The sequence below is a fragment of the Streptomyces sp. NBC_00203 genome, assembly GCF_045206325.1.
GTDB lineage: Bacteria > Actinomycetota > Actinomycetes > Streptomycetales > Streptomycetaceae > Streptomyces > Streptomyces lutosisoli.
In genome coordinates this window covers 1,390,395-1,409,566 of sequence record NZ_CP108126.1, presented here as the reverse complement: position 1 = coordinate 1,409,566, position 19,172 = coordinate 1,390,395, and the positions used below count along the sequence as shown (strand labels likewise).

17 protein-coding genes and 1 pseudogene are annotated in these 19,172 nt (G+C 70.8%); 10 read left to right on the top strand and 8 right to left on the bottom strand.

Annotated features, from left to right (window positions below; genetic code table 11):
- Positions 1 to 18: 18 nt before the first annotated feature.
- Positions 19 to 911, top strand: a pseudogene (locus OG975_RS06580) (oxygenase MpaB family protein).
- On the opposite strand, the gene OG975_RS06575 reads toward OG975_RS06580, so the two are convergent.
- On the bottom strand, positions 888 to 1,427 hold the full coding sequence (locus OG975_RS06575; protein WP_406328110.1) for a PadR family transcriptional regulator: 540 nt from the start codon (positions 1,425 to 1,427) through the stop codon (positions 888 to 890). The pseudogene OG975_RS06580 and the gene OG975_RS06575 overlap by 24 nt on opposite strands.
- A 108-nt stretch (positions 1,428 to 1,535) precedes the next feature.
- On the opposite strand from OG975_RS06575, the gene OG975_RS06570 reads away from it, so the two are divergent.
- Positions 1,536 to 2,294 carry an alpha/beta fold hydrolase gene (locus tag OG975_RS06570; RefSeq protein WP_406328109.1) on the top strand — a complete coding sequence of 253 codons (759 nt, stop codon included), beginning with the start codon at positions 1,536 to 1,538 and terminating at the stop codon, positions 2,292 to 2,294.
- Positions 2,295 to 2,298: 4 nt separating this feature from the next.
- Here the strand turns inward: OG975_RS06570 and OG975_RS06565 are convergent, their stop codons facing one another.
- Positions 2,299 to 2,898, bottom strand: a complete 600-nt coding sequence (locus OG975_RS06565) for a class I SAM-dependent methyltransferase (protein ID WP_406328108.1) — start codon at positions 2,896 to 2,898, stop codon at positions 2,299 to 2,301.
- A 152-nt stretch (positions 2,899 to 3,050) separates the two neighbouring features.
- Here OG975_RS06565 and OG975_RS06560 point away from each other — a divergent pair, with 152 nt between their 5' ends.
- The 7 genes from OG975_RS06560 (at position 3,051) to OG975_RS06530 (ending at position 9,846) form a co-directional block, all read left to right on the top strand.
- Entirely contained in the window at positions 3,051 to 3,824 is a 774-nt protein-coding gene (locus OG975_RS06560; RefSeq protein ID WP_406328107.1) for an MHYT domain-containing protein, read from the top strand.
- 63 nt (positions 3,825 to 3,887) lie between these two features.
- Positions 3,888 to 6,428 carry a nitrate- and nitrite sensing domain-containing protein gene (locus OG975_RS06555; RefSeq protein WP_406328106.1) on the top strand — a complete coding sequence of 847 codons (2,541 nt, stop codon included), beginning with the start codon at positions 3,888 to 3,890 and terminating at the stop codon, positions 6,426 to 6,428.
- Positions 6,425 to 6,862 carry a roadblock/LC7 domain-containing protein gene (locus OG975_RS06550; RefSeq protein ID WP_327426871.1) on the top strand — a complete coding sequence of 146 codons (438 nt, stop codon included), beginning with the start codon at positions 6,425 to 6,427 and terminating at the stop codon, positions 6,860 to 6,862. The genes OG975_RS06555 and OG975_RS06550 overlap by 4 nt, the downstream gene beginning before the upstream one ends.
- A gap of 19 nt (positions 6,863 to 6,881) precedes the next feature.
- Positions 6,882 to 7,295: a DUF742 domain-containing protein gene (locus OG975_RS06545; RefSeq protein ID WP_406328104.1), complete on the top strand. Its 414-nt coding sequence runs from the start codon at positions 6,882 to 6,884 to the stop codon at positions 7,293 to 7,295.
- Positions 7,296 to 7,534: 239 nt separating this feature from the next.
- Positions 7,535 to 8,140 (top strand): ATP/GTP-binding protein, encoded by a 606-nt coding sequence (locus OG975_RS06540; protein ID WP_327426869.1) that lies wholly within the window; start codon positions 7,535 to 7,537, stop codon positions 8,138 to 8,140.
- Positions 8,141 to 8,303: 163 nt separating this feature from the next.
- Positions 8,304 to 8,717 (top strand): roadblock/LC7 domain-containing protein, encoded by a 414-nt coding sequence (locus OG975_RS06535; protein WP_406328103.1) that lies wholly within the window; start codon positions 8,304 to 8,306, stop codon positions 8,715 to 8,717.
- 127 nt (positions 8,718 to 8,844) lie between these two features.
- Positions 8,845 to 9,846 (top strand): DUF6397 family protein, encoded by a 1,002-nt coding sequence (locus tag OG975_RS06530; RefSeq protein ID WP_406328102.1) that lies wholly within the window; start codon positions 8,845 to 8,847, stop codon positions 9,844 to 9,846.
- 40 nt (positions 9,847 to 9,886) lie between these two features.
- On the opposite strand, the gene OG975_RS06525 is transcribed toward OG975_RS06530, so the two are convergent.
- Positions 9,887 to 10,753, bottom strand: coding sequence for an acyl-CoA thioesterase (locus OG975_RS06525; protein ID WP_406328100.1), 867 nt, complete (start codon positions 10,751 to 10,753; stop codon positions 9,887 to 9,889).
- 19 nt (positions 10,754 to 10,772) lie between these two features.
- Positions 10,773 to 13,286 (bottom strand): DEAD/DEAH box helicase, encoded by a 2,514-nt coding sequence (locus OG975_RS06520; protein ID WP_406328099.1) that lies wholly within the window; start codon positions 13,284 to 13,286, stop codon positions 10,773 to 10,775.
- 145 nt (positions 13,287 to 13,431) lie between these two features.
- Here OG975_RS06520 and OG975_RS06515 point away from each other — a divergent pair, with 145 nt between their 5' ends.
- Positions 13,432 to 14,226: a metal-dependent hydrolase gene (locus tag OG975_RS06515; protein WP_406328098.1), complete on the top strand. Its 795-nt coding sequence runs from the start codon at positions 13,432 to 13,434 to the stop codon at positions 14,224 to 14,226.
- Between the two features lie 152 nt (positions 14,227 to 14,378).
- Here the strand turns inward: OG975_RS06515 and OG975_RS06510 are convergent, their stop codons facing one another.
- The 4 genes from OG975_RS06510 to OG975_RS06495 form a co-directional block, all read right to left on the bottom strand.
- A complete protein-coding gene (locus OG975_RS06510; protein ID WP_406328097.1) occupies positions 14,379 to 14,654 on the bottom strand; it encodes a type B 50S ribosomal protein L31 in 276 nt (91 codons plus the stop codon).
- 34 nt (positions 14,655 to 14,688) lie between these two features.
- Positions 14,689 to 15,159, bottom strand: coding sequence for a DUF5709 domain-containing protein (locus OG975_RS06505; protein WP_406336175.1), 471 nt, complete (start codon positions 15,157 to 15,159; stop codon positions 14,689 to 14,691).
- Between the two features lie 268 nt (positions 15,160 to 15,427).
- Positions 15,428 to 17,209, bottom strand: coding sequence for an ABC transporter ATP-binding protein (locus tag OG975_RS06500; RefSeq protein WP_406328096.1), 1,782 nt, complete (start codon positions 17,207 to 17,209; stop codon positions 15,428 to 15,430).
- A complete protein-coding gene (locus OG975_RS06495; RefSeq protein ID WP_406328095.1) occupies positions 17,206 to 19,017 on the bottom strand; it encodes an ABC transporter transmembrane domain-containing protein in 1,812 nt (603 codons plus the stop codon). The genes OG975_RS06500 and OG975_RS06495 overlap by 4 nt, the downstream gene beginning before the upstream one ends.
- Positions 19,018 to 19,172 lie beyond the last annotated feature (155 nt).

Below are 19,172 nucleotides of genomic sequence, written 5' to 3'. Positions count from 1 at the left end.
CAGAAGGGGGACGGCCAGGTGAAGCGTTACGAGCGGCTTGCACAGATCCGGCGGATGGACCCGGAGAAGGAGGCGTCGGAGATCTATCGGCTCACCTCCGCGTACGAATTCCCCTGGGACTTCACCCGGGCCCTGGAACTGGCGCTCTACCGCACCTACGCCGTCCCCAGCATCGGTCGGCTGCTCGCCGAGACGGCGGAGCTCACGGACCGCACACAGAAGCGCTACGACGACACGGCGCTACTTCTCGACACCATCGTCGAGCACGGCTTCGACGGGGAGGAGGGCCGTACCGCGATCCGCCGCATCAATCAGATGCACCGCAGCTACGACATCAGCAATGAAGACATGCGTTACGTGCTCTGCACCTTCGTGGTGATGCCCAAACGGTGGATTGAGGCCTATGGGTGGCGCAGGCTGTCGCGCCACGAGATCGTCGCGTCCACCGTGCACTACCGCACGCTCGGGCAGCACATGGGCATCCAGGACATCCCGGAGACCTACGAGGAGTTCGAGGCCTGTCTCGACTCCTACGAAGAGGCCCATTTCGGGTGGGACGTGGGCGCGCGCAGGGTCTCCGACGCGACGCTGGAGCTGATGGCCTCCTGGTACCCGCGTCCGCTCACCCCCCCCTGCTGCGCACCTCGACCCTGGCCCTGCTCGACGAACCGCTGCTGCGTGCCTTCCGATACGAGCTCCCGGGCGCCGTCACGCGTGCGCTGGTCCGCCGTGCGGTGCGCACGCGTGGCCGGCTGGTCCGCCTGATGCCACCGCGCCGTGCCCCGCACTTCGCGCGGCAGAACTGGGAGATCAAGGGTTACCCGGACGGCTACCGCGTCGCCGAGCTGGGCACCTGCCCGGTGCCGGGTGTGCGGGGCTGCCTCGTCTCATCGGCCGCCCGCGTCGAGTGAGTCGATCGTGGCCCGCAGCCAGGCCAGTTCGGCCCGGCTCGTGGCCCGCGCGATGGTGAGGATGCCGCGGCGGAAGGGGTCGTCCAGGTCCTCGGCGCGCAGCGGCTGGTCGCCGTCGTAGTCGTAGAAGAAGCTCGCGGGCTCCTCCAGGAAGGCGAGCCTGCGGCGCAGTACGGCGGCCTGTGCCCCCGGGGCGTCCAGGTGCCTGAGGAAGGCGAGCACCGTGAACCAGCGGTTCTCGTCGGTGATGTCGCGCCCCGCCGGTTCCGCGAGCCGGCGGCGCAGTTCGCGTCTGCCCTCTTCAGTGAGGGTCAGGATGTGACGGGGGGCGGCCACGGAGCCCGGCTGCGTTGCCCTTTCCAGCAGCTCCGCCTTCTCCAGCCGCTTGATCGCGGGATACAGCGTGCTCTCGGCCACGGGCTTCACATGCCCTGTCAGCGCCGTGATGCGCTTGCGCAGCTCGTAGCCGTGCAACGGGGCGTCGTACAGAAATCCGAGGATGGCCAGCTCCAGCATGCCCCTATTCTGCCGCACTCTCGCTGTACATCGGTTCCTAGATACATCCGTTCCGATGTATTCTCTCGGAGGCGTCAGGAAACGTGAAGCGGCACAGGGGAGCGCGTGATGAAGCAGGCAGAATTCGACGGCAAGGGAAGCCGGATCCGCTGGACTGAGGCGGCGGGCAGCGAACCCGCGCGGGTGTACGTGCACGGCCTGGGTTCGGCCTCGACGGTCTACAACGCCCATATCGCGGCCCGGCCCGAGCTGGCCGGTCGCCGCACCCTGTTCGTCGACCTGCCCGGTCACGGCATCAGCGACCGGCCCGCGGACTTCGGCTACACCCTGGAGGGCCACGCGGACGCGCTCGCGGCGGCCCTGGACACGGCCCACGTCACCGGCGCCGAGCTGGTCGCGCACAGCATGGGCGGCGCCGTCGCCATCGTGCTCGCCCACCGGCGGCCCGACCTGGTCTCACGGCTGGTCCTGACGGAGGCCAACCTCGACCCGTACCCTCCGGTCACCCCGGGCAGCAGCGGCATCGCCTCCTACGAAGAGGACGACTACGTCGAAAACGGTGGCCACGCGCGCGTACTGGAGAAAGTCGGCCCCTCCTGGGCGGCCACCATGCGACTCGCCGATCCGCGCGCCCTGCACCGCACGGCGACGGGGCTCAGCCGCGGCACGAACCCCACGATGCGCCACATGCTCGAAGAGCTGTCGGTGGACCGCGTCTATCTCCAGGGCGAGCTGAGCGGTGAACTCCCGGGCAGGGAAGGCCTGGAGGACGCCGGAGTACGGGTCGTGACCGTGCCCGGCGCCGGGCACAACGTCATGTTCGACAACCCCGACGTGTTCGCGGCGGAGGTCGCCGGAAGAGGCTGATGGTTCAGCCGTGGCGGACGGCCAGCGCGAGGAAGCGGGTGTCCTCGTCGACGTACGACGTCATGTCCCAGCCGGAGCCGGCCAGCAGGGGCCGGAGATTGGCCTCCGCGCGCAGGTCGTCCGGGGTGATCTGCCGGCCCTGACGGGCAGCGAGCGCCGCCCGGCCGATCGGATGGAAGAGCGCAAGGGTGCCCCCCGGCCGCACCGCGCGAGCCAACTCCCGGAGGTTTTCGGCCGGGTTCGGCAGATGTGCGATGAGGCCTGCCCCGAACACCGCGTCCAGCGACGCCGTGCGCAACGGCAGCGCGGAGACGTCGGCGAGCAGCAACTGTCCGTCCCGGTCCCGTCCGGCCCGTACGGCGGCCTCCAGCATGGCCGGGGTCAGATCGGCCCCGAGGACCACTCCGGAGGCCCCCACGGCCGCTCGCAGCGGCGGCAGGGCGCGCCCGGTGCCGCAACCCGCGTCGAGCACGCGGTCACCCTCGCGCAGACCCATTTCGGTGACCGCGGCCGCGTACGCGGGTCCGTCGTCGGGGAACCGCCTGTCCCAGTCGGCGGCACGTGCCGTGAAGAACTCCTGGACATGTGTGTGGTCGTCGCTCATGCTCCGCATGATCCCTCACCGACACGAAGGACGACGCGGCGCACATGTTCGAGCGTGACGCGATCGTTCAGGTACATCTCTTCGTCATATTCCAACAGCTTTCGAAATGCGCCCCCTTTGCACGCCCCTGCCCGGACTAGCGTCCCTGAGCCATGGGACACCTGGACCACGCCGCCTTCGGCTGGCTGACCCCCGTGCTGTCGTATGCGATGGCCTGCATAGGCGCCGCCCTCGGGCTGCGCTGCACGGTCCGCGCGCTCGGCGCCACCGGGCGGTCGCGCCGCAACTGGCTCCTCACCGCGGCCTCCGCGATCGGCACCGGCATCTGGACCATGCACTTCGTGGCGATGCTGGGCTTCAGTGTCAGCGGCACGGAGATGCGCTACAACGTGCCGCTGACCATCCTCAGTCTGCTCGTCGCCATGGTCGTGGTCGGCGCGGGCGTCTTCGCCGTCGGCTACGGCCGCGACCGGGGGCGCGCGCTCGTTCTCGGCGGACTCACCACCGGACTCGGCGTCGCGAGCATGCACTACCTGGGCATGGCCGCGCTGCGGCTGCACGGCCAGGTGCACTACGACCCGGGGCTCGTCGGCCTCTCCGTCGTGATCGCCGTGGTCGCGGCGACCGCGGCCCTGTGGGCGGCGCTCAACATCAAGTCGCCCGTGGCGGTCGCTATCGCCTCCCTCGTCATGGGCGGTGCGGTGAGCAGCATGCACTACACCGGAATGATCGCGGTGAGCGTGCGCGTCACGCCCTCCGGCGAGGCCCTGCCCGGGGCCACGGCGATGCAGTTCATCTTCCCCCTCGCCGTCGGCCTCGGGTCCTATCTCTTCCTGACATCGGCGTTCGTCGCGCTGTCGCCGACGGCCGGCGAGCGCGAGGCATCCGCATCGGCCCAGCGGCCGGTCGAGAGCGTCGCCCGCTAGTGGCGGGCCCGGAGCCACGACGGCCCGGAAGACACGCCCCGAACCTTTCCGAGCGAGGAGGCCATGCGTACACCCCGTAGGACCCCCACAGCCGGCGCCGAGCCGCCGCCCCAGCCCTTGGCCCGCGGTCGCCGCGCGCACGCCGGCCCGCCGGCCGACGAACACGCGGACACCGACGAGACCGTCACGGGGACGCCGCCAGAGGCACCCACGCGCGCGGGACGGTGGCACGTCAGGCCCCGCACCGTACGAGCCAAGATCGTCTGCCTGCTCATGGTGCCGGTCATCTCCCTGCTCGCCCTGTGGGCGTACGCCACGGTGAGCACCGCCCAGGACGTCGCGCGGCTACGGCAGTTGCAGCGCGTGGACTCGACGGTCCGATCCCCGGTCGACGCCGCCGTCGCCGCGCTCCAGGCCGAACGCGCGGCAGCCGTCCGCTACGCGACCGACCCCGCCACTGAACAGCCGGCAGACCTCAAGGAGCTGGCGCGGCGCACCGACCGCGCGGTGGCCAAGCTGCGACTGGGCGACCACAACACCGTCGCCGACGGTGCCGACCTGCCCGCGGGAGTGGCCGGGCGCCTCGACGCCTTCGTCACCGGAGCCGAGCACCTGCGGTCCCTGCGCACCGCCGTGCTGGACCGCCGTACCGGATGGGACGAGGCGTACGGGCAGTACACCAAGACCATCTCGACGGCCTTCGCGGTGGGCGGCGCGCTCACCGGCATCCAGGACGCCGACCTCGGCTCCGACGCGCGTGTGCTGCTCGAATTCTCCCGGGCCGGGGAAGCGCTCGCACAGGAGGACGCGGTGCTGTCCAGTGCCCGGCTCGCCGGGAGCCTCGACGGCGAGCGGCTACGGCTGTTCACCGGCGCCGTCGACACCCGCCGCACCCTGATCGACTCCGCCGTCGCGGATCTGAGCGGGGCCGAACGAGCCGCCTGGCACCACCTCGTGGAGGGGAGCGCGTACACCGACGTACGCGCCGTCGAGGACAAGGTGCTCGTCTCCCGCCCGGGCGGCAAGGCGATCGACGCCGCGCCGGAGGCCGACTGGAACACGGCCCACGCGCGCGTGCAGGACGGAATGCGCACGATCGAGGCGAACGCGGGCCGCGGTGTCGCGGACCGGGCCGACCCCTTCACCCGCGGTGTGCTCACCCCCGCCGGTGCCGCGGTCCTGTTCGGACTCGCCGCGGTCGTCGCGTCCCTCGTCATCTCCGTGCGCATCGGACGCGGCCTCGTCATCGAGCTGGTGAGCCTGCGCAACAGCGCCCTGGAGATCGCGCGCCGCAAACTCCCGCAGGCCATGCGCAAACTGCGGGCCGGCGAGGAGATCGACGTCCGCGCCGAGGCCCCGCCCGGGCCGCCTGCGGAGGACGAGACGGGACAGGTCGCGGAGGCCCTCGGCACCGTGCACCGGGCCGCCCTGCGCGCCGCCGTCGAACGCGCGGAACTCGCCAGCGGAATCTCCGGGGTCTTCGTCAATCTCGCCCGCCGCAGTCAGGTTCTCGTGCACCGTCAACTGAGCCTGCTGGACAGCATGGAGCGCAGGTCGGAGGATCCGAACGAGCTGAGCGACCTGTTCCGGCTCGACCACCTCACCACACGCATGCGGCGTCACGCGGAGAGCCTGATCATCCTCTCCGGAGCCGCACCCGGCCGGGCCTGGCGCATGCCGGTCTCACTGACGAACGTGGTCCGCGCGGCCGTCTCCGAAGTCGAGGACTACGCGCGCGTGGAGGTACGGCAACTCCCCGAGGCGTCCGTGGTCGGTGCCGCGGTGGCCGACCTCACGCACCTCCTGGCGGAGATCGTCGAGAACGCCGCCCAGTTCTCGCCGCCCCACACCAGGGTGCGGATCACCGGCGAGCCGGTCGGCAACGGCTACGTGGTCGAGGTCGAGGACCGGGGGCTCGGCATGGGCGCGGAGACGCTCGCCGAGGCCAACCGGCGCATCGAGCAGTCCGAGGCGCTCGACCTGTTCGACAGCGACCGGCTCGGACTGTTCGTGGTCAGCAGGCTCGCGGCCCGGCACGGCATCAAGGTGCACCTGCGGACCTCGCCCTACGGCGGTACCACCGCGGTCGTTCTGCTCCCCACGGCCCTGCTGCACGGCGGTGCGGCGGAACGTTCCCCCCGCAGGACCGACACTACCGGAAGGCAGCCCACGGAACGGGAGTACGCGCGCGTGTCGGCCGCCCCGGAACAGGAATCCGTGCAGGCCGTCACCGAGCGGCCCGCACTGGTGCCCCCGGTGCAGAGCGTCGCCGAAGCCCCCGTGAACGGCTCGTCGGACAACCCGCCACCTGGAGTCACCACACTGCGGCTGCACCGTCCTCCGGACGACTCCGAAGACTCCGACGACCTCCCACGGCGGGTACGACAGGCGAGTCTCGCCCCCCAACTGCGCGAACAGCGCTCCGAGGAGCCGGCGGAAACGCCGCGTCCCGAAGGCGACGACGAGCGCACCCCCGAACTCGTACGGGACCGCATGGCGGCCTACCGCGACGGCTGGGTACGCGGCAGCGGCAGGTCACCCGGCCTCAGAGCCACCCCCGACCCCGAAGCGGGCAGCGACAGCAGCGAAGGAGACCCCGCATGATCCAGGACCCGAGCATGAGGGCCGCCCAGCGGTCCGGTGAACTCGACTGGCTGCTGGACGACTTGGTGCTGCGCGTGGCCGAAGTGCGACACGCCGTGGTGCTGTCCAACGACGGTCTCGCGGTGGGCGCCTCCACGGGTCTGCGCCGAGAGGACGCCGAACACCTCGCCGCTGTCGCCTCCGGCTTCCACAGCCTGGCCAAGGGCGCCGGCCGCCACTTCGGTGCCGGCGGCGTACGTCAGACGATGGTCGAGATGGACGACGGCTTCCTGTTCGTCGCCGCGGCGGGTGACGGTTCGTGCCTTGCCGTCCTCACCGCCGTCACGGCCGACATCGGCCTGGTGGCGTACGAGATGGCGCTGCTGGTCAAGCGCGTAGGCGAGCACCTCTACACGCCGCCGCGGGTCGCCGCACAGCCGCCCGCCGCCGGATGACCGAGGACGGTCGGTGCAGATGACCGAGGACACGCCGGGCGCCCCGCCGCAGCCGGGCAGCCAGTGGTACGACAACGAGGCCGGACCGCTCGTCCGCCCCTACGCGATGACGGGCGGGCGAACCAAACCCGGCCCCACCGGGGTGCGCTTCGACCTGATCGCCCTGGTCACGCTCGACACGGGCGCACCCGGAGTCGACGACGACACCTCGCTCGGCCCGGAGCACCGGGCGCTGATCGAACTGTGCCGTATCGAGACACAGTCGGTGGCCGAACTGGCCGCGGGCGCCGACCTGCTGGTGGGCGTGGTCAGGGTGCTCCTCGGCGATCTGCTGGAACTGGGCTGCGTTACCGTCAGCCGCCCCGTGCCGCCCGCGCAACTGCCCGACGAGCGGATCCTCCGCGAGGTGATCGAGGGGCTGAGGGCGCTCTAGATGAACCACGTCGGCTTGTCCTGGACCTCTTTGTGCCCACATTCGAGTACTGAACGGACGCGAGCGGGTCACAACGGTCACATTGCGGTCCAATCCCTCGAAGGGGAGCCGCAGTTGTCATGATGCTGACTTCGCACACTCGCGCTGACGCTTCGCACACCCGCACTGATGTACCGACGCACACTCCGCACAGATGTACCGACGTCGACCGTAGTCGGCACTCCCGAGAGAAGTGATCGATGGTCTCCGAGAACTCCGACGCCTCGGGTGGCGAGATGACCGCCCTGGCATTGAAGATACTGGTCGCCGGCGGATTCGGCGTGGGCAAGACCACCCTGGTGGGCGCGGTCAGTGAGATCAGGCCGCTGCGCACCGAGGAACTGCTGAGTGAGGCAGGCCAGTCGGTGGACGACACCGACGGTGTGGACCAGAAGGTCACGACAACCGTCGCGATGGACTTCGGACGCATCACCATCAGGTCCGGCCTCTCGCTCTACCTCTTCGGAACCCCGGGCCAGGACCGGTTCTGGTTCCTCTGGGACGAGTTGTCGCAGGGCGCCCTCGGCGCCGTCGTTCTCGCGGACACTCGGCGGCTCGAAGACTGCTTCCCCGCGGTGGACTACTTCGAGCACCGGCACATCCCGTTCGTGGTGGCCGTCAACTGCTTCACGGGCGCCCGCACTTACGGCGCTCAGGATGTGTCCCGGGCCCTCGACCTCGACCGGGGGACGCCCGTGGTGCTCTGTGACGCACGTGACCGTGACTCCGGGAAGGAGGTGCTGATTCGTCTCGTCGAGTACGCCGGGCGGGTGCACACCGCCCGTCTGCTCGACTCCGTCGGCTGAGACGCCGGCCGAGACCAGGCGGAGCCGGACGAACGCCGGCCATCGCTCGTCGGTCATCTTCTCTGCCATGCCGACCGTCCTCCTTGCTCGGAGGGCGGCTGTGGGGAAGGCTGCTGGTCAGATCCTCCGGCCAGGGGGAAGGACACCACGGGGAGACCGGATCATGGCGCAGAACACGGGACTTGGCTGGCTGCTGGACGACCTCACCGGGCGCGTCGAACACATACGGCACGCGTTGGTGCTGTCCAACGACGGGCTGGTGACGGGCGCGAGCACGGGACTGCGGCGCGAGGACGCCGAGCACCTCGCCGCGGTCTCGTCGGGCCTGCACAGCCTGGCCAAGGGCTCCGGCCGTCACTTCGGTGCGGGGCAAGTACGCCAGACGATGGTCGAGTTCGACGACGCGGTGCTCTTCGTCACCGCCGCCGGCGCCGGCAGCTGTCTGTGTGTCCTCAGCGCCGCGGAGGCCGACATCGGCCAGATCGGCTATGAGATGACCCTGCTCGTGAACCGCGTCGGCGAACACCTTCGCGTGGACGCGCGGCAGCCAGAAGGCGCACCCACCGTAGACCTCTGACCTGGGCATACGTCGTCGCAGTCAGAGTTATCCACAGGCTCGCCGCGACGTCGGCCGAGCCGGATACGGTTTTTCTCGAAGCAAGCGCACGCCAGCGCGAGCAACTCGCTCCACGGGGAGAACCGCCATGTCCGGCAACACGATGACCCAGTCCGCCACGTCGTCACTCAGCCGCGCCGCACGAGAACTGGATCTCAGGCGCGGTGAGTTCGACCTCGCCCTGCACCTCGGATGCGTCCGGACTGTCCCCGACGAGGGCGGCGGTGGACGTCGCGTCGCACGCACGGAGATCGACCGGGTGCGCTCCGAGGAAGGCTTCCCCGAGTCCCTGCGCGAGCGTGTCAAGGTCGTCGGCACCACGGAGGGCGCCGCCCTCATGGAGGTGACCACCGCCAGGTTCACGCGCCTGGCGCGCCTGGGGCTGGTGGTGCCGGTGAAGTTCTACTTGAACCGCTACCGAGCCGTGGTCTGGCTGTATCTGGCCGAGGAACTGCGGCAGTTCACGGCAGACAAGGACAACGTCCTGATGCTGAGCGGCCGTACGCCCGAGGGGCTCCGTGACCAGCTGGAGGCCGGCCTGGACCTGCGCTCCCGCAACTGGCGGGGACGGCACATGGGCTTCCTGCTGCGGCAGGCCGAGGACCCCTGGGCACGGGCCGCGGTCGTGGCGTCCCTGCTCGACCCCGTTCAGGTGGCGGAGATCGTCAGCGATCCGTACGAGCGGGCCTATCTGAACCGTTTCCGGCCCGAGCACGTTTCTCACGGTGCGCCGGACTCTCCTGCCGCACACCTCGCTGCACGGATCATGACGGCTGAGGATCCCGACGAGATCGGCTGGCTCCGTGCCGACTTGGGCCGGGCTCTCGCCGAAGCCCGGGAGCTCCGTGCCGCGCCCCGCCCGACAGCGAAAGTCCCACCATCCGTGGCCGTGTCCCGGGTGGCCTCACCACCAGTGGCCTCGCGACCGGGGCCGACCGCTCCGGAAGAGCGGCCGACAGCCGGAGAGCCGCCGACCGCGGAGGAACGGCCGGCCACGGAGGACCGGCCCACGACGGAGGACCGGCCCACGACGGAGGAGTCCGAGCGGTCACGGAGGCTGCTCGGATGGCTGCGCCGCAGAAACCCCTGAGCCACAGGTGTCGTCCCGTAGCGCCCTGAAGAGCCCTTCCCTACAGCGCCCGGAAAAGCCCCTCTTGGACGACCGAGACGAGCAGGCGTCCCTCCAGGTCGTAGATGCGCCCGCGGGCCAGCCCGCGACCGCCCGTCGCGATCGGGGACTCCTGGTCGTACAGGAACCACTCGTCCGCGCGGAACGGCCGGTGGAACCACATGGCGTGGTCCAGCGAGGCCATGTCGAAGCCGCGCGGGCCCCACAGCGGTTCCACCGGGATCCGGACGGCGTCCAGAAGGGTCATGTCGCTCGCGTACGTAAGGGCACAGGTGTGCACCAGCGGGTCATCGCCCAGCGGCCCTACGGCACGCATCCACACCGCGCTGCGCGGCTCGGCGTCCTTGATCTCCTCGGGGGTCCAGCGCAGCCGGTCCGCATAGCGGATGTCGAACGGCTGACGCCGTGCCATGCGCTCCAACGCCTCGGGGAGCGCGCCCAGATGCTCCTTGATCTCCTGCGTCACCGTCGGCAGCGACTCCGGGTCCGGAACCTCGCGGGCCGGCGGCAGCTGGTGCTCGAAGCTCCCTTCCTCAAGCTTGTGAAAGGAGGCGGTCAGATTGAAGATCGTGCGGCCCTGCTGCACGGCGGTGACACGACGGGTGGTGAACGACCGCCCGTCCCGGACCCGTTCGACCTGGTACACGATCGGCACGCCCGGCCGGCCCGGGCGCAGGAAGTACGCGTGCAGCGAGTGCACCGGCCGGTCGCCTTCGGTGGTGCGCCCGGCGGCGACCAGGGCCTGGCCCGCCACCTGGCCACCGAAGACCCGCTGCAGTGATTCGTCCGGGCTGCGGCCACGGAAGATGTTGACCTCGATCTGCTCCAGGTCGAGCAGATCGACGAGTCTCTCGGCTGGGTTCGTCATGTGGGGGATTCTCCCGTCCTCACAGCTGGCCGACGTCGGTGACCTTGACCACGGCGCGGCCCTCCGCGTCGGAGGCCACGAGGTCGACCTCCGCGCTGATGCCCCAGTCGTGGTCGCCGTTCGGGTCGGCGAAGGTCTGACGGACACGCCACAGGCCGTTCTGCGGCTCTTCCACGATCGACAGCAGCTTGGGGCCGCGGGCGTCGGGGCCGGTGCCGAGGTCCTCGTACTCGTCCCAGTACTTGTCCATCGCCTCGCCCCAGGCATCGGCGTCCCAGCCGGAGTCGGTGTCCATCTCGCCGAGCTCGTGGACATGGTCGAGGGCGGCGAGTTCGACCCGGCGGAACATGGCGTTGCGGACGAGGACGCGGAAGGCGCGGGCGTTCGCGGTGACCGGCTTGACCTGGTCGGCCTTCTCCTGGGCCTCCTCGGCCGTCATCTCCTCGGGGTTGGCGAGTTGCTCCCACTCGTCCAGGAGGCTGGAGTCGACCTGGCGCACCATCTCGCCCAGCCAGGCGATGAGGTCCTCCAGGTCCTCGGACTTGAGGTCGTCCGGGACGGTGTGTTCGAGCGCCTTGTAGGCACTCGCCAGGTAGCGCAGGACAATGCCCTCAGTGCGGGCGAGCTCGTAGTTGGAGACGAACTCGGTGAAGGTCATGGCCCGTTCGTACATGTCACGGATGACGGACTTCGGGGACAGCGGATGGTCGCCGACCCACGGATGGCTCTTGCGGTAGGTGTTGTACGCGTGGAAGAGCAGCTCCTCCAGAGGCTTGGGGTACGAGACGTCCTGGAGCCGTTCCATGCGCTCCTCGTACTCGACGCCGTCCGCCTTCATCGCGGCCACGGCCTCGCCGCGCGCCTTGTTCTGCTGGGCCGCGAGGATCTGCCGCGGGTCGTCCAGCGTGGACTCGACGACGGACACCATGTCGAGGGCGTACGAGGGGGATTCGGGGTCCAGGAGCTCGAACGCGGCGAGCGCGAACGTCGACAGCGGCTGGTTGAGCGCGAAGTCCTGCTGGAGGTCGACGGTGAGGCGGACGACGCGGCCCGTGGAGTCCGGTTCGTCGAGCTTCTCGACGATGCCGCCGTCGAGGAGCGAGCGGTAGATCGCGATCGCCCGCCGGATGTGCCGCAACTGCTGCTTGCGCGGCTCGTGGTTGTCCTCCAGCAGATGCCGCATCGCCTCGAAGGCGTTGCCCGGGCGGGCGATCACCGACAGCAGCATGGTGTGCGTCACGCGGAAGCGCGAGGTCAGCGGCTCGGGCTCGGAGGAGATGAGCTTCTCGAAGGTGCTGTCCGTCCAGCCGACGAAGCCCTCGGGAGCCTTCTTGCGCACCACCTTGCGGCGCTTCTTCGGGTCGTCGCCCGCCTTGGAGAGGGCTTTCTCGTTCTCGATGACGTGCTCGGGAGCCTGCCCCACGACGTAGCCCGCCGTATCGAAGCCGGCCCGCCCGGCGCGGCCCGCGATCTGGTGGAACTCCCGCGCGCGCAGCGTCCGCACACGGGTGCCGTCGTACTTCGTCAGGGCCGTGAACAACACCGTGCGGATCGGGACGTTGACTCCGACGCCGAGGGTGTCCGTGCCGCAGATGACCTTGAGGAGACCGGCCTGGGCCAGTTTCTCCACCAGGCGGCGGTACTTGGGCAGCATGCCCGCGTGGTGCACGCCGATTCCGTGGCGTACGTAACGGGAGAGGTTGCGGCCGAACTTGGTGGTGAAGCGGAAGTTGCCGATCAGCTCGGCGATCTGGTCCTTCTCCTCCCGCGTGCACATGTTGATGCTCATCAGCGCCTGCGCGCGCTCCACGGCCTGGGCCTGGGTGAAGTGCACGATGTAGACGGGTGCCTGCTTGGTGGCGAGCAGCTCGGTGAGTGTCTCCGTCAGCGGAGTCAGCACGTACTCGTAGGAGAGGGGCACGGGCCGGGTCGCCGAGCGGACCACCGAGGTGGGGCGGCCGGTGCGCCGGGTGAGGTCCTTCTCGAACATCGAGACGTCGCCGAGCGTCGCCGACATCAGGATGAACTGCGCCTGCGGCAGTTCCAGGATCGGGATCTGCCACGCCCAGCCGCGGTCGCCCTCCGCGTAGAAGTGGAACTCGTCCATGACGACCTGGCCGACGTCGGCGTGCTTGCCGTCGCGCAGCGCGATGGACGCCAGCACCTCGGCGGTGCAGCAGATGACGGGGGCGTCGGCGTTCACGGAGGCGTCGCCGGTGAGCATGCCGACGTTCTCGGTGCCGAACATCTTGCACAGCTCGAAGAACTTCTCCGAGACGAGAGCCTTGATCGGCGCCGTGTAGAAGGTGACCTCGTCACGGGCGAGCGCCGCGAAGTGCGCGCCGGCGGCGATCATGCTCTTGCCCGAGCCGGTGGGCGTGGAGACGATCACGTTCGCCCCCGAGACCACCTCGATCAGCGCCTCCTCCTGATGGGGGTAGAGCGTGAGACCGCGTTCCCCTGCCCACGACTCGAAGGCTTCGTAGAGGGCGTCGGGGTCTGCGGTCTGCGGCAGCTGATCGATAAGGGTCACGCCCCCATCTTGCCTGTGAACCCACTCGATGGGGGAATCGGATGCTGGTCGGAAGATCACGACCGCTACGCTGTGGCGCCGGCCAAGCGTCAGCGCACACGGGCAACTGGACAGCGGTACACGAGGAATGGGGCGGGGAACGGCCATGATGGGACCAGCACACTCACTGTCGGGAGCCGCGGCCTGGCTCGGCGTAGGAGCGGCGGCCGCCGCGACCGGCCACACCATGCCCTGGCCGGTCCTCCTGGTCGGGGCGCTGATCTGCGCGGGCGCCGCCCTCGCCCCCGACCTGGATCACAAGGCGGCCACCATCTCGCGGGCCTTCGGACCCGTCTCACGGGGCCTGTGCGAGATCGTCGACAAGCTCTCGTACGCCGTCTACAAGGGGACCAGGAAGCCCGGCGACCCACGCCGCTCCGGCGGCCACCGCACACTGACGCACACCTGGCTGTGGGCGGTGATGATCGGCGCGGGCACCTCGGTCGTGGCGATCACCGGCGGCCGCTGGGCGGTCCTGGCCATCCTCTTCGTCCACATGGTGCTCGCCATCGAGGGTCTGCTGTGGCGGGCGACCCGTGGTTCCAGCGCCGACATCCTGGTCTGGCTGCTGGCCGCGACCAGCGCCTGGATCCTCGCCGGGGTCCTGGACAAGCCGGGCAACGGATCGGACTGGCTGTTCACCGCGCCGGGCCAGGAATACCTGTGGCTCGGGCTTCCGATCGTCCTGGGCGCCCTGGTGCACGACATCGGGGACGCCCTGACGGTGTCCGGCTGCCCGGTCCTGTGGCCCATCCCGATCGGCCGCAAGCGCTGGTACCCGATCGGCCCGCCCAAGGCGATGCGCTTCCGCGCCGGCAGCTGGGTGGAGCTCAAGGTGCTGATGCCGGTGTTCATGCTGCTGGGCGGGGTGGGGTGCGCGGCGGCGCTCAACGTCATCTGAGGTGGTGGGCGGCCCGTGTCGTCCTCGTGCGGCCGACCTCCAGGCAGCTGTAGACGCGGTCCAGCCAGGGCTGTGGCGGCGCCGAGGTGGTGAAGGAGCCGCTCTCAACGGGCCCGTACGGCAGGGCGGTTGGCCCAGGGGCATCGTCTCGTTCAGGCGGTGGTGCTCCCGCCGGAGTCCTGCCCGCCGCTTCCGTACCGCCGCTCGAACTGAGCGACGCGGCCCTCCGTGTCGACGGTCCGGGCCTTGCCCGTGTAGAACGGGTGGCTTTCCGAGGAGATCTCGACGTCGACGACCGGGTAGGTCTCCCCGTCGTCCCACTCGATGGTCTGCTCGCTCGTGGCGGTGGAGCGGGTGAGGAAGGCGTAGCCGGCGGCGCGGTCGCGGAAGACGACGGGGTGGTAGGCGGGCTGCTTGTCCTGCTGCATGGGTGCTCCTTGGGGGAGAGGGGCGGGGATCCGGTCAGCCGGACAGGGAGTCCTCGTCCACGATGTGCATCGCGGCTTCCTCGGCCGAGGCGGCGGCTCCGTCGATGCCCACGTCCGTGGCGATGAGCCCGCTCTCCTCGTCCTCATGGGCGCCTTCGTTGGGGGCCACGAGACGGCCGGAGCGCAGGGCGCCCACCTCGTTGTCGAGGGGTTCGCCGTCGGTGCCCTCGCAGTCGCCGATGCCGTCTCCGTCGGGTTCCGCGACGTCGGGCAGTTCCTCCGCCAGGCGCTGGTCCAGGGTCTCGCCCTCCTGGCGCTCGGCGGCGGTCACGCCGGAGTGCTCCACCGCCCACGGTCGCTCCGGTGGCGACCAGCCCCGGTCGAGGGGATCGCCGACGCCGTCGGCGAGCAGGGTGTCCTCGGCGTCGAGCAGCCCCGCGTCGTCCTGTACCTCGGATCCGTCGGGCTGGTAGACGTCGTCTCCCCATCCGTCGGCGCTGTTCACGGCTACCTCCAGGGGGTGCGGGCGGGGTCCGGTGCCGCCGCACTCGACGGCGGCGCACGGGCCACTGGACACAGGCGTCACTCCGCGCGAACGGGTGGTTCCCGGGAGTGTCCCCCGAGCCGGTGCCCACATCCAGCCTTCCACCCCCCTTCGGCACCGCGCAACGCCACACGGTCCGATGTGGGACTGGCATGCCCACGGATGCAGGCCCGGGGCGTCGGTGCGACCGCTCCCACGTGTGAGCGCGGATCGCACCGGCAGCGCTCGCTCACCCGTGCCAGGACCGCCACAGCGCCGCGTACGCACCCTCCGCCGCGACCAGCTGGTCGTGGCTGCCCAGCTCGCTGATCCGGCCGTTCTCCACGACGGCGATGACATCCGCGTCGTGCGCGGTGTGCAGCCGGTGCGCGATGGCGACGACGGTGCGGCCGTCGAGGACGCGCGCCAGTGAGCGCTCCAGATGGCGGGCCGCGCGCGGGTCGAGGAGCGAGGTCGCCTCGTCCAGGACCAGCGTGTGCGGATCGGCCAGCACCAGCCGGGCCAGCGCGATCTGCTGGGCCTGGGCCGGGGTGAGCGCCACGCCGCCGGAGCCGACCTCGGTGTCCAGGCCGTCGCCGAGGGCCCGGGCCCAGCCGTCCGCGTCGACCGCGCCGAGCGCCGCCCACAGCTCGGCGTCGGCGGCGCCGGTCCGGGCGAGCAGCAGGTTGTCGCGCAGGGAGCCCACGAAGACGTGGTGTTCCTGGTTGACCAGGGCCACGTGGGAGCGGACCTCCTCGGCGGGCATCCGGGACAGTTCGGCGCCGCCGAGCGTGATCCGGCCGTCCCGGGGCGCGTAGATCCCGGCGAGCAGCCTGCCCAGCGTGGACTTGCCCGCGCCGGACGGGCCGACCAGGGCGAGCCGGGTGCCGGGCGCGACCTCCAGGGAGACCTCGCGCAGCACGTCCACTCCGGCCCGGTAGCCGAAGTGCACCCGGTCCGCGTGGACGTCGCGCCCGTCCGGGGCCACGGCCGGGTCGCCCGCGGCCGGTTCGATGTCCCGGACACCGACAAGGCGGGCCAGCGAGACCTGGGCGACCTGCAGCTCGTCGTACCACCGCAGGATCAGGCCCACCGGGTCGACGAGCATCTGCGCGATGAGCGCGCCCGTCGTCAGCTGGCCCACACCGATCCAGCCCTGGAGGACGAAGACCCCGCCGATCATCAGGACCGAGCAGAGCACCGTCACATGCGTGATGTTGACGACCGGGAAGAGGACCGACCGCAGCCAGAGCGTGTACCGCTCCCAGGCCGTCCACTCCTTGACCCGGCGGTCCGACAGATCGATGCGGCGTTCGCCCAGGCGGTGCGCCTCGACCGTACGCCCGGCGTCGACCGTCTCGGCGAGGACGGCGGCGACAGCGGCGTACCCGGCGGCCTCCGAGCGGTAGGCGGACGGCGCGCGCTTGAAGTACCAGCGGCAGCCGACCACCAGCAGCGGCACGGCGACCAGCACGGCGGGGGCGAGCGCCGGCGCGGTCACGGCGAGTCCGCCGAGCAGCAGCGCCGCCCACACCACACCGATGGCCAGCTGCGGCACCGCCTCGCGCATCGCGTTGGCGAGCCGGTCGATGTCCGTCGTGATGCGGGACAGCAGATCGCCGGTCCCCGCCCGCTCCAGGACGCCGGGCGGCAGCCCGACCGACCGTACGAGGAAGTCCTCGCGCAGATCGGCCAGCATCCGCTCGCCGAGCACGGCCCCGCGCAGTCGTACCGCTCGTACGAACACGGCCTGGACGACGAGGGCGACGACGAACAGCGCGGCGGTGCGCTCCAGATGGAGCTCGCGCGCGTGGTCCGAGACCCGCTCGACGACCGAGCCCAGCAGATAGGGCCCGGCCATCGAGGCGACGACGGCCACGGTGTTGACGGCGACCAGGAGCAGGAAGGCCCTGCGGTGCCGTTGGAACAGTTCGGCCACGTAGGCGCGTACGGTCGCGGGCGCGCCGACGGGCAGGGTGTTCGCCGTCGTCGGGGCGGCCGGGTCGTACGCCGGTGGCGCCACGCCGATCATGCGGTCTCCTCGATTTCTTCCAGTGCTTCCAGTACGTCGTCCAGGGCGGCCTCGTCCTCGGTGTCCAGGGCGGCCTCGTCCTCGGTCTCCCGGGTTACCACGGCCCGGTAACGCGGCTCGCTGCGCACCAGTTCGCGGTGTACGCCGACCGCCGCGACCTCGCCCTCGTGGACCAGCACGACCCGGTCTGCGTGGTCCAGGAGCAGCGGCGAGGAGGTGAAGACCACCGTCGTGCGCCCGGCGCGCAGGGAGCGCACGCCGTCCGCGATCCGGGCCTCGGTGTGCGAGTCGACGGCGGACGTCGGCTCGTCCAGGACGAGTACCTCGGGGTCCGTGAGCAGCGAGCGGGCGAGCGCCAGACGCTGGCGCTGGCCGCCCGACAGGGAGCGTCCGCGTTCGGTGATCCGGGCGTCCATCGGGTCCTCGGCGTCCAGCGACCCCTGGGCCAGCGCGTCCAGGACGTCGCCGCACTGCGCGGCGGTCAGGGCGGCCTCGGCGGTGACGAGACCCGACGCGGGGACGTCGAGCAGCTCGCGCAGCGAGCCGGACAGCAGCACCGGGTCCTTGTCCTGGACGAGGACGGCGCTGCGGGCGGAGTCCAGCGGCAGTTCGTCCAGCGGTACGCCCCCGAGGAGCGCCGAGGTGCCCTCCTCGGAAGGGTGCCCGCCCAGCCGCTCGGCCAGCAGCCCCGCCGTGTCCGGGTCGCCGCACACCACGGCGGTGAGCCGTCCGGAGGGCGCCAGCAGCCCGGTCGAGGGGTCGTACAGATCGCCGCCCGGCACCTCGGCCGCGCGAGATCCGTCGCTGTCCATCGCTCGTTCGAGGGACAGCACCCGGGCGGCCCGCTTGGCGGACGGACGCGAGAAGGAGTACGCCATGGCGATCTCCTCGAAGTGCCGCAGCGGATAGGTGAGCAGCATGACCGCGCTGTACACGGTGACCAGTTCGCCGACCGTGATCTTGCCGTCGCGGGCCAGATGCACGCCGTGCCAGACGACGGCGATCAACAGCAGACCGGGCAGCAGTACCTGGATCGCGCTGATCAGCGACCACATCCGGGCGCTGCGCACGGCTGCCCGGCGGACCTCCTGGGAGGCACGGCGGTAGCGGTCGAGGAAGAGCTCCTCGCCGCCGATGCCGCGCAGTACGCGCAGGCCCGCGACGGTGTCCGAGGCCAGTTCGGTGGCGCGTCCGGCCTTCTCGCGCTGGAAGTCGGCGCGCCGGGTGGCGCGGGGCAGCAGTGGCAGCACGGCGAGCGCCAGGACAGGCATGCCCACGGCGACGATCACGCCGAGCGCCGGCTGGTAGACGACCAGCGCGACGCAGACCAGCACCACGGTCAGGGCGGCCGCCACGAATCGCGACAGGGCCTCCACGAACCAGCCGATCTTCTCGACGTCGCCGGTGGAGACCGCGACGACCTCGCCGGCCGCGACGCGCCGCGTCAGCGCGGAGCCCAGCTGGGCGGTCTTGCGGGCCAGCAGCTGCTGGACGCGCGCGGCCGCCGTGATCCAGTTGGTGACCGCCGTGCGGTGCAGCATGGTGTCGCCCAGCGCGATGCCCACACCGCAGAGCACCATCAGCCCGCCCGTCAGGGCGAGCCTGGTGCCGGAGCGGTCGACGACGGCCTGGATGGCGAGGCCGACGCAGAACGGCAGCACGGAGACGGCCACGAAGTGCAGCAGCCCCCAGGCGAGGGCCTTGAACTGCCCACCGAGCTGATTCCGGCCGAGCCACCACAGGAATCGGGGGCCCGAGCGTGCGTCCGGCACACCCGGGTCGGGATACGGAAGGTCTTGAATCTGCATGACGTCCCAGTGGCTCGTGTCAGGGGGTGGCGGGAGCCGCGGTTCTCGGCAACCGACCGGCCGTGAAGGCCGGCAACAAACCGTGAAAGGTTCGCGTCGCAGCGTGGTCGGAGGCAAACGATTTTTCGCCGCGGGGCATGGATTCGGCCCAACCG

What these genes read in the sequence shown, in the direction of transcription:
- OG975_RS06525 (WP_406328100.1), bottom strand. Translation starts at nt 10,753, where the DNA reads ATGACGAACCCAGCCGAGAGACTCGTCGATCTGCTCGACCTGGAGCAG.
- OG975_RS06560 (WP_406328107.1), top strand. Translation starts at nt 3,051, where the DNA reads ATGGGACACCTGGACCACGCCGCCTTCGGCTGGCTGACCCCCGTGCTG.
- OG975_RS06500 (WP_406328096.1), bottom strand. Translation starts at nt 17,209, where the DNA reads ATGATCGGCGTGGCGCCACCGGCGTACGACCCGGCCGCCCCGACGACG.
- OG975_RS06510 (WP_406328097.1), bottom strand. Translation starts at nt 14,654, where the DNA reads ATGCAGCAGGACAAGCAGCCCGCCTACCACCCCGTCGTCTTCCGCGAC.
- OG975_RS06535 (WP_406328103.1), top strand. Translation starts at nt 8,304, where the DNA reads ATGGCGCAGAACACGGGACTTGGCTGGCTGCTGGACGACCTCACCGGG.
- OG975_RS06515 (WP_406328098.1), top strand. Translation starts at nt 13,432, where the DNA reads ATGATGGGACCAGCACACTCACTGTCGGGAGCCGCGGCCTGGCTCGGC.
- OG975_RS06555 (WP_406328106.1), top strand. Translation starts at nt 3,888, where the DNA reads ATGCGTACACCCCGTAGGACCCCCACAGCCGGCGCCGAGCCGCCGCCC.
- OG975_RS06495 (WP_406328095.1), bottom strand. Translation starts at nt 19,017, where the DNA reads ATGCAGATTCAAGACCTTCCGTATCCCGACCCGGGTGTGCCGGACGCA.
- OG975_RS06575 (WP_406328110.1), bottom strand. Translation starts at nt 1,427, where the DNA reads ATGCTGGAGCTGGCCATCCTCGGATTTCTGTACGACGCCCCGTTGCAC.
- OG975_RS06540 (WP_327426869.1), top strand. Translation starts at nt 7,535, where the DNA reads ATGGTCTCCGAGAACTCCGACGCCTCGGGTGGCGAGATGACCGCCCTG.
- OG975_RS06545 (WP_406328104.1), top strand. Translation starts at nt 6,882, where the DNA reads ATGACCGAGGACACGCCGGGCGCCCCGCCGCAGCCGGGCAGCCAGTGG.
- OG975_RS06550 (WP_327426871.1), top strand. Translation starts at nt 6,425, where the DNA reads ATGATCCAGGACCCGAGCATGAGGGCCGCCCAGCGGTCCGGTGAACTC.
- OG975_RS06565 (WP_406328108.1), bottom strand. Translation starts at nt 2,898, where the DNA reads ATGAGCGACGACCACACACATGTCCAGGAGTTCTTCACGGCACGTGCC.
- OG975_RS06530 (WP_406328102.1), top strand. Translation starts at nt 8,845, where the DNA reads ATGTCCGGCAACACGATGACCCAGTCCGCCACGTCGTCACTCAGCCGC.
- OG975_RS06570 (WP_406328109.1), top strand. Translation starts at nt 1,536, where the DNA reads ATGAAGCAGGCAGAATTCGACGGCAAGGGAAGCCGGATCCGCTGGACT.